At 75.3% G+C, this 1,617-nt stretch carries 3 protein-coding genes; 1 reads left to right on the top strand and 2 read right to left on the bottom strand.

The window, feature by feature from the left end; genetic code table 11:
- Positions 1–689 (bottom strand): dGTP triphosphohydrolase (dgt, locus tag NCC78_RS31600; RefSeq protein ID WP_250799104.1); only part of this gene is annotated, 689 nt, incomplete at its 3' end.
- The gene (locus NCC78_RS31595; RefSeq protein ID WP_250799103.1) at positions 686–1,039 is read right to left on the bottom strand and encodes a VOC family protein; all 354 of its coding nucleotides are present in this window, start codon (positions 1,037–1,039) and stop codon (positions 686–688) included. The genes dgt and NCC78_RS31595, both read right to left, overlap by 4 nt.
- A 195-nt stretch (positions 1,040–1,234) precedes the next feature.
- Between NCC78_RS31595 and NCC78_RS31590 the strand changes: the two genes are divergently transcribed.
- The coding region (locus tag NCC78_RS31590; RefSeq protein ID WP_250799102.1) for a roadblock/LC7 domain-containing protein at positions 1,235–1,617 on the top strand (383 nt) is incomplete at its 3' end.

The raw sequence follows: 1,617 nt of genomic DNA, 5'->3' as shown, positions 1-1,617 counted from the left end.
TCGGCGCGGGCGCCCCCCGACGGGCCGCCGGCGCCGACCGGAGCGCCGCCGGCGCCGGCCTGGTGGCCGCCCGAACGGGCGTCGACATCGCCGCTTTCGGGAGCGACGTCGGCGCCGGACGGGGCGCCGGAGCGCAGCCAAATGAAGACGGGCAGGTCGTCGGCGTACACCCCGAACTTGCGGTTGCCGGGGCGCCGGGGCCAGGGGTACTTGCTGACCGCGTCGAGGGCCGCGCGGGTCAGGTTGAGCCCGGCGGACGTCCCGTCCGGCGCGAGCACCTTGGCCTCCAGCCGGGTCAGCACCCGCAGCGTCTGCGCGTTGCCCTCGAAGCCGCCGCAGGGGGCGGCGAGGGCGTCCAGCGCGTCCTCGCCGTTGTGCCCGAACGGCGGGTGCCCGAGGTCGTGGGCGAGACCGGCGGTGTCCACCACGTCCGGGTCACAGCCCAGCCGGGCGCCCATCTCCCGGGCGATCTGGGCGACCTCCAGCGAGTGGGTCAGCCGGGTCCGCAGGAAGTCGTCGGTGCCGGCCGTGTGCACCTGGGTCTTCGCGGCGAGCCGCCGGAACGCCGCCGAGTGCAGCACCCGGGCCCGGTCCCGCTCGTACGCCGAGCGCCCGTAGCCGGTGTCCTTCGGCGGCTCCCCGACCCACCGTTCCGCGTCGGGATCAGGCGGCGCAGGGTGGACGCTCAATCCCCACGCTGCCGGAGCACGCAGAACTCGTTGCCCTCCGGGTCGGACAGCACGGTCCACCCGACGTCGCCCTGACCCACGTCGACGTGCCGGGCCCCCATGTCGACCAGCCGCTCGACCTCGGCCTCCTGGTCGTCGGGGCGCAGGTCGAGGTGCAGGCGGTTCTTGCCCTCCTTGCCGTCGGCGACCGGCACGAAGACGATGCCGGGCAGCCGGTCGGCGGACTGGCGGATCTCCACCCCGTCCGGCTTCTCGGCGACCACCTGGTAGCCCAGCGCCTCGGCCCACCAGTGGGCGAGCCGGGCCGGGTCCCGGGCGTCGACGGTCAGGCTCTCCCAGGCGCTGCTCATTCCGTCAGGTTACGCCGGGACGGGCCGGACAGCGCGACGGCGACCTGTCGGGGACGAGGACGCAACCTCCGTTCAGTCGAGAGTTGTCGACCGATCGCCGACGGTCACGGGATCGCGCGGAGGCCATGGCCGGCGGTAGCGTTCCCTGCGCGGAACGTGACCAGATGAGGAAGCGCGACGGACGGGGAGACGCTCGTGGACGCGGACACAGTGATGGGAACGGAGTTGCGGGGGCTGCGCCGACGCCGCCCCGAGGTCGCCGGCACGGTGCTGGCCGGCACGGACGGCCTGCTGATCTCCAGCGATCTGCCCGCGACGGACGCCACCCACCTGGCGGCGCTCGCCGCGGCCAGCTTCGGCCTCGGCCACCGGGTGGCCGACACGGTCCGGCAGGGTGAGTTCCGCGAATCGGTGGTCCACACCGCGGCCGGCGCGGTGGTGACCTACCCGGCCGGGCGCAACGCCCTGCTGAAGCTGGTCGCCGACGGCGCCGCCGACCTCGCGGCGCTGCACGACGACGCCCGGGCGGTGGCGCGGCGCACCGGCTCGGTGCTGGACACCCGGCGCGGCCCGATCGG

Origin of the sequence: Micromonospora phytophila (assembly GCF_023656545.1) — a bacterium.
In the GTDB taxonomy this organism is placed as follows: domain Bacteria; phylum Actinomycetota; class Actinomycetes; order Mycobacteriales; family Micromonosporaceae; genus Micromonospora; species Micromonospora phytophila.
The sequence above is the reverse complement of the archived record's forward strand: the minus strand, read 5'-3'. Positions and strand labels throughout refer to the sequence as shown.